At 74.1% G+C, this 7061-nt stretch carries 3 protein-coding genes and 3 pseudogenes; 1 reads left to right on the top strand and 5 read right to left on the bottom strand.

Translation table 11 applies throughout. The annotated features are described in order from the left end of the window. Positions 1-1095: pseudogene (locus G9H71_RS20130) on the bottom strand (hypothetical protein); the annotation flags it as partial. Continuing rightward, positions 1092-1532 (bottom strand): annotated as a pseudogene (locus tag G9H71_RS20125) (NUDIX hydrolase); the annotation flags it as partial. The pseudogenes G9H71_RS20125 and G9H71_RS20130, both read right to left, overlap by 4 nt. A 395-nt stretch (positions 1533-1927) precedes the next feature. Here G9H71_RS20125 and G9H71_RS20120 point away from each other — a divergent pair. Beyond that, positions 1928-3337 (top strand): CCA tRNA nucleotidyltransferase, encoded by a 1410-nt coding sequence (locus G9H71_RS20120; protein ID WP_331273145.1) that lies wholly within the window; start codon positions 1928-1930, stop codon positions 3335-3337. Here G9H71_RS20120 and G9H71_RS20115 read toward each other — a convergent pair. From G9H71_RS20115 to G9H71_RS20105, 3 genes and pseudogenes are all read right to left on the bottom strand, one after another. After that, positions 3300-4655, bottom strand: coding sequence for an MFS transporter (locus G9H71_RS20115; RefSeq protein WP_166284571.1), 1356 nt, complete (start codon positions 4653-4655; stop codon positions 3300-3302). The two genes, G9H71_RS20120 and G9H71_RS20115, sit on opposite strands and share 38 nt — an antisense overlap. 228 nt (positions 4656-4883) lie before the next feature. Then, positions 4884-6068 carry a ScyD/ScyE family protein gene (locus G9H71_RS20110; RefSeq protein WP_166284570.1) on the bottom strand — a complete coding sequence of 395 codons (1185 nt, stop codon included), beginning with the start codon at positions 6066-6068 and terminating at the stop codon, positions 4884-4886. Between the two features lie 454 nt (positions 6069-6522). Further along, positions 6523-7061 (bottom strand): annotated as a pseudogene (locus tag G9H71_RS20105) (inositol-3-phosphate synthase); the annotation flags it as partial.

Raw genomic sequence — 7061 nt, 5'->3', positions numbered from 1 at the left:
GGGGACGGCGGAGCCGAGGACGGCCGCGGCCGCGACCGCCCCCTCCTCGGTGGCCGTCTCGAGCTCCTCGCCCCGGCCGGCGTGGACGAGCGCCGCGGCGTCGACGTCGCCGTACGGCAGCAGGACGACCGAGCCGGCGGCGGCGCGGCGGCGCAGCTCGTCGAGCCAGGCAACCGCCTCGCTGCTGGCCGGGAGGCTGGCGGCGCGCCCGATGACGGTGTACGGGGCGGTGAGCGCCTGCACCTCCTCCAGCAGCATCGGGTCGACCGCGACGGTCCAGCCCGCGGAGGCGTCGAGCAGCCGGCGCAGCCGCCCCGGGCGCCCGGAGGCGTCGGTGCCGACGGAGGCGGCGAGCCGGTCGTCGAGGAAGGAGCCGTCGGCGGCCCGGTGCGGGGTGTCGGTGAGCGGCCAGAGCCAGGCGACGCGCGTGGCGGCGGGCGTCGCGTCGGGTGGCGCCCAGGGGACGAACGTGGTGACGAAGCCGAGCTGCTCCTCGAGGCCGTCGGAGGTCGTGCCACGCGCCTCGACCGAGACCGCCCGCACGCCGAAGGCCCCGTCGCCCTCGAGCGCCGCCGCTGGGATGCGTACGGAGAACCGCACGCTCGCCCCCGCGGCCAGCCGGTTTGACACGGGCTCGACGCTGTCGGCCAGCGGGGACCCTTGCGGCAGGTCGGCGGACGCGGCCGTCGCGAGCTGGACGCGGGCCACGATCGGGAAGGAACCGGACCGTACGCGGGCGCGGACCGTGACGTCCCGGGCCTCCTCGCGGGCCACGAGGTAGCCCGAGACGGTGACGTCGCGCCCGGGGCCGGAGATCGTGGGGGAGACCGCGCTGAGCGTGACGGTGGCGCCGGACTCGGTGGCCGGCTCGGCGGCGGGGGCGGCGGCAGGCTGGGCGGGGGCAGGCTGGGCGGGGGCAGGCTCGGCGGCGGGCTGGGCCGGGGCCAGCGCGGAGACTCCACGGGACGGGCCGGCGGCGGACGAGCTAGCGGCGGCAGGCGTGGCAAGGGCGGGCACGAGGGCCGCGCCGGACAGCAGGAGCGCGGCGAGCGCGGCGGTCGGGCGGGAGGCGGTGCGGCGTCGCGGTGCCGTCACGCGCTGTCCGCGAGCAGCTGCTCGGCCGCGTCCACGAGGCGGCGCTCGCCGTCGTAGGCGAGCCGGTCCCGCAGCTCCTCGAGGGGTACCCAGGCGACCTCGGTCACCTCGACGTCGGCGTCGGACAGCTCGCCCCCGCGGGCCTCGAGCAGGAAGTGGTGGACCGTCTTGTGGATGCGGCGGTCCTCCGCCACGAACCAGAAGTCGACGGTGCCGAGCGGGGCGAGGACGCGGCCGCGGATCCCGGTCTCCTCCTCGACCTCACGGATCGCGGCGTCCTCGTTGGTCTCGCCGGCCTCGACATGGCCCTTGGGCAGCGACCAGAGCAGCCGGCCCCGCCGGTCCAGCCGGCCGATGAGCGCGGCGCGGCGCCGGGGGCCCTGCAGGTCCACCACGAGCCCGCCGGCGGAGGTCTCCTCGACGCGGGTGAGGCGGCGGCGGCCGTTGCGCGCCGGGGCGGGGGTGTCGAGGCGCGGCGCGCTCTTGGACGCGCGGTTGCTCTTGGACGCGCCGTTGCTCTTGGGTGCGCCGTTGCTCTTGGGTGCGCCGTTGCTCTTGGACGCGCCGTTGCCGTTGGACGCGCCGTTGCCGCCCGGCGCAGCGCGGCCCCCCGCGGCGGCGCGGGACCCTCCCGTCCGCCGCGACCGCTCGTCGTCGCCCGGCGTCCGCGCCATGAGGTCGATGCTAACCGCGCGGACGGCCGCTGGCCTGCGCCGGGAGCGCGCGTCGCCCTCTAGGCTTGAGCCCCGTGCCTGTGGCTCCCTCCGATTCGCCGAGTCCCGCTGCCTCCGGGCCTGCCCCCGGGTCTGCCTCTGACCTGCAGCGGCAGGCCGTGGCGGGGCTGCTCCGCGCTGCTCCGGTGACCGAGGAGCTGGGCCGCCGGTTCGCCGACGCCGGCCACGAGCTCGCCCTCGTCGGGGGCTCGGTGCGGGACGCGCTGCTCGGCCGGCTCGGGCACGACCTGGACTTCACCACCGACGCGCGCCCCGAGCAGGTGCTGCGGATCGTTAAGCCCTGGGCCGACGCCACCTGGGACGTGGGGATCGCCTTCGGCACGGTCGGCGCGCGCAAGGACGGGTGGGACTGCGAGATCACCACCTACCGGGCCGAGAAGTACGACCGGGAGTCCCGCAAGCCGGAGGTCGCCTACGGCGACTCGCTCGAGGACGACCTCGTACGCCGTGACTTCACGGTCAACGCGATGGCGGTCGCCCTGCCCGGCGCGCGCTTCGTCGACCCGTTCGGCGGCATGCAGGACCTCGAGCGGCGGGTGCTGCGGACGCCCGGGCGCGCCGAGGACTCCTTCGATGACGACCCGTTGCGCATGCTGCGGGCCGCTCGGTTCGCCTCCCAGCTGGGCTTCGGCGTCGACCCGGAGGCCGTGCGAGCGATGCGGGACATGGCCGAGCGGCTGCGCATCGTGTCGGCCGAGCGGGTCCAGGTCGAGCTGTCCAAGCTCGTGCTCGGCGCCCACCCGCGCCGCGGGCTCGCGCTGCTGGTCGAGAGCGGGCTGGCGGACGTGGTGCTGCCCGAGCTGCCCGCGCTTCAGCTCGAGATCGACGAGCACGCGCACCACAAGGACGTCTACGAGCACACGCTCACCGTGCTCGAGCAGGCGATCGCGTTGGAGGAGAGGTACGTCGGGGGCGGCCCCGACCTCGTGCTCCGGCTCGCGGCGCTGCTGCACGACATCGGCAAGCCGAAGACCCGCAAGTTCGAGGCCGACGGCAAGGTGAGCTTCCACTTCCACGAGCTCGTCGGCGCGAAGCTGACCAAGGCCCGGCTCAAGGAGCTGCGCTTCGACAAGGCGACGATCGAGGACGTGTCGCGCCTGGTCGAGCTGCACCTGCGCTTCCACGGCTACTCCGGGGGCGAGTGGACCGACTCCGCCGTCCGCCGCTACGTCCGGGACGCCGGCCCGCTGCTCGGGCGGCTGCACGCCCTGACCCGCTCGGACTCCACCACGCGCAACAAGCGCAAGGCCGCGGCGCTGCAGAAGGCGTACGACTCCCTCGAGGAGCGGATCGAGCAGCTGCGCGAGCAGGAGGAGATCGACGCGATCCGGCCGGACCTGGACGGCACGCAGATCATGCGCCTGCTCGACATCAAGCCCGGCCCGCTCGTCGGCAAGGCCTACAAGCACCTGCTCGAGATGCGCATGGAGCACGGCCCGATGGAGCACGACGCGGCGGTCGCGGAGCTGCTCAGGTGGTTCCGCGAGCAGCCGGAGGCGCAGGGCTGACGCCCGCGATCGGGCCCTCGGCGGGCTCGGGCCGGCGTCGGGTGACCGAGGCGTACCAGCCGGCGGCGAGCAGGTAGCCCCCGCCGAGCGCCGCCGTCAGCACGGGCGACTTGCCCGAGCTGGGCACCGCGACGGCCGCGAAGGCGGCGGCCGAGACGAAGCAGACGTTGAACAGCGTGTCGTAGACCGAGAAGACCCGGCCGCGGAAGTCGTCGCTGACGGCCTCCTGGACCATCGTGTCCACGCAGATCTTCACGCCCTGGGCGGCGAGGCCGAGCAGCAGCGCCGAGCCGACGACCGTCCGCTCGTCGACCGGCAGGGCCAGCAGGGCCAGCTGGGTGAGCCCCGCAAGGCTCAGCAGCGCGGTGACCCAGGTGCTCTTGCGGGCGTGCGCCGTGACCTCGGGCGTCGCGAGCGCGGCGAGGAAGTAGCCCACGCCGCTCGCCCCGACGACCGTGGCCAGCCCGGCGATCGCCGCGTCGGTGTCGTCCGGGTCGTTGAGGGTGTTGCGATAGAGGAGCAGCGTCGAGACGGTCCACAGGCCGTAGACCAGCCGGTGCGCCGCGATGGCAGTGAGCGCGCGGCGGGCGGCGCGGCGTACGCGGATGTGGTGCGCCCCTGCGGTCATCCCGCTCGCGACGCCCTGCAGGGCCTCCTTCAGGTGCGGCGGCGGCCCGTCGAGGTCGGGGCCGAGCAGGTCGCGGTGCATGCGGGTGGCGAGCGCGGACGCACCGAGCGAGGTCAGGGCGGACGCGGCGAGGATGCCGGCGGTCGCCGCGGTGCCCTCACCGAGCACCGCGCGGATCCCGAACGCCAGCGCGGCGCCGAGCAGCGAGCTGACCGTGCCGGACGTCGTCGAGACGCTGTTGGCCATGACCAGCTCGCGCTCAGGGACCACGTGCGGCAGGGCGGCCGAGAGCGCCGACAGGTAGAACCGGTTGACCGACAGCACGAGCAGGCCGACGGCGTAGAACCCGGCCCCGGCGTAGTCGACCGCCACCAGCGCGGCGAGGACCAGCACGAGCAGCGCCTTGAGCAGGCTGGCCACCACGAGGATCTGTCGGCGGCGCCAGCGGTCGAGCAGCACGCCCGCGAAGGGGCCGACGAGGCTGTAGGGCAGCAGCGTCACCGCGAACGCCGTCGCCACGTCGCCCGCGGTCGCCTGCCGCTCGGGGGAGAAGAAGACGAACGACGTCAGCGCGACCGTGGTGGCACCGTCCGCCGCCTGCGCGCAGAGCCGGGTGGCGTAGAGCTTGCGGAACCGCGGCCCCTCGAGCACGTCGACGAGGTCGCCGACGAAGGACCCCGGGCGCGGCATCGGGCCACGATAGGGGACAGGGGGCAGGGGTACGCCCGGCCCGGGTCTGCCTCGTTTGACGTGCGTTCCGTCGAGCGGCCTCGGCGGTGTCGCCTGCGGGACCGGCCACTTCCCGTGCGGACGTCCCGGACGCAGGACGGCCCGGACGCAGGACGGCCGGGAGGCGGTACGGCCCGGCTCCCCGCGGGGGGCCGGGCCGTACCGAACTGCCTTTCAGCGAAGCGAGCGTCAGCCGATCGAGAGCACGCGGGCCGCGCTGGGCGCGTCCGTCGAGGTCGGGGTCGGCGTGCCGGTCGGCTCGGTGGTGAACGTCGACGGCTTCACGCGCCACACCGCGCCCTCGCTGCCCGGCAGGCCCATGCCCTCGGCGGTGGCGATGCCGAACGCCGAGGTGTAGACGTCACCGTTCGGGGCGACCGCGACGCCCGCGGCGAACGGGACCGCGGCGACCGTGCGGGTGCCGTTCGGGGCGAGGCGGGCGACCTGGCCCGGGAAGGCGTTCGAGCCGCCGAAGAGCTCCGCGGCGTAGATCGAGCCGTCGGCGCCCACGGCGACGCCGGTCACCGTGGTGAAGCCGCCGAAGGTCTGCAGCAGCGTGCCGGTCGGGCTGTACTTGCGCACCTTGGCGTTGCCGGGCACCTCGCCGCCGAGGTCGCCGACGTAGACGTTGCCGGCCGCGTCCTGCGCGAGCGAGGTCGGGACGCTGTCCAGGCCGGGGGCGTACTCCGGGATGACCGCGAAGGTCGTCACCTTGCCGGCGGGGGACACCGAGAGCACGCTGTTGCCGGCCGCGTCGACGACGAGCGTCCGGTTGGACTGCGCGAGCACGGCGTACGGGTTGGAGTCGAAGCCGTCGCCGTCGGGGTCGTTGGCCTCCTCGTACGCGGTGATGTCGGCGAGCACCTTGTTGTTGCCGCTGCTGCCGTGGCCGCTGTAGAGCTTGCCGAACTGCTCGCCGGCCGGGCTGGGGACGAGCTCCGGCGGGGCGTAGGTCATGGCGAACCAGACCTTGCTGTTGATGGCGCTGACGCCGTCGACGCCGACCGCGCCCGACCCGTCGCCGCCCGCGGCCGAGAGCAGGCCGGTGATGACGCGGTCCGCGGTGCCGTTGGTGGTCTTCTCCGGGCGCTTGATGCGGATGATCGAGCCGGTCGTGCCGGTGCAGGTCGACTGCTCGCCTTCACCGACGCAGTCCTCGCCGCCGCGCCCGGCCTCGGCGACGTACATCTCGCCCCGGCCGTCCCAGCTGATCTGGCGGGGGTTGTTCAGGCCGCTCAGGACGACCTCGTGGTCGGCCCAGGGAGCGGGCTCCTCCTCGGCGGCGACGGCCGCGGCGGCGGTGCCGGTGACGGCGGCGATGGCGGACAGGGCGCTGATCGTCGCGATCGCGGCCTTGCGGTGGCGGTAGGTCATCAGCTCTCCATTGCTTCTCCGCGGCGGGATCTCCGCACTCGCGGGGGGCGCCGTCGGCGGCACCCGCACGGGGAGTCTGAGCGAGGCGGGGGGCCCGTGATACGGGACTGGCGTCGAGAATTTATGGAAGTGGTACCAGCACCACCGGCATAGTGCGGCAAGCGCGACGAGGCGGGAAAAGCGGGCATTGCGTGGTGTTGGTCGGTGGTGACGGTGTGCTGAGTTTCCCGTGATGTGTTCCGGAGGCGAGGGCCTCCGCGTCGTCCGGCGCGCCGCGACGGGCGGCGTACCCGAGCCGCGTCGTGCACAGCGCGAAGCTGTGGAGTGTTGACCGTGCTGGGACGCGGTCAACACTCCACGACCTGCCGCCGCGGCAGCGGCACCCGCGCCCGGAACGCGCCGAGGCCCGGCACCCATCCGGGTACCGGGCCTCGACGGCCTGAGGAGAGAGGCGTCAGCGCTCGACGTTCCCCAGGATGAAGTCCTCCACCTGCGCCCGCGCCACGTCGTCGGCGTACTGCACCGGCGGCGACTTCATGAAGTAGCTCGCAGCCGACAGGATCGGGCCGCCGACGCCACGGTCCTTGGCGATCTTCGCGGCGCGGACGGCGTCGATGATGATGCCGGCCGAGTTGGGCGAGTCCCAGACCTCGAGCTTGTACTCCAGGTTCAGCGGGACGTCGCCGAACGCGCGGCCCTCGAGGCGGACGTACGCCCACTTGCGGTCGTCGAGCCACTGCACGTAGTCCGACGGGCCGATGTGCACGTTGCGCGCGCCGAGGTCGTGCTGCAGGTTCGAGGTGACGGCCTGCGTCTTGGAGATCTTCTTGGACTCGAGGCGGTCGCGCTCGAGCATGTTCTTGAAGTCCATGTTGCCGCCGACGTTCAGCTGGTACGTCCGGTCGAGCTGGACGCCGCGGTCCTCGAACAGCTTGGCGAGCACGCGGTGCGTGATCGTCGCGCCGACCTGGGACTTGATGTCGTCGCCGACGA

It is taken from the genome of Motilibacter deserti (assembly GCF_011250635.1).
GTDB classification, from domain to species: domain Bacteria; phylum Actinomycetota; class Actinomycetes; order Motilibacterales; family Motilibacteraceae; genus Motilibacter_A; species Motilibacter_A deserti.
This window is presented reverse-complemented; position numbering and strand designations above follow the sequence as displayed.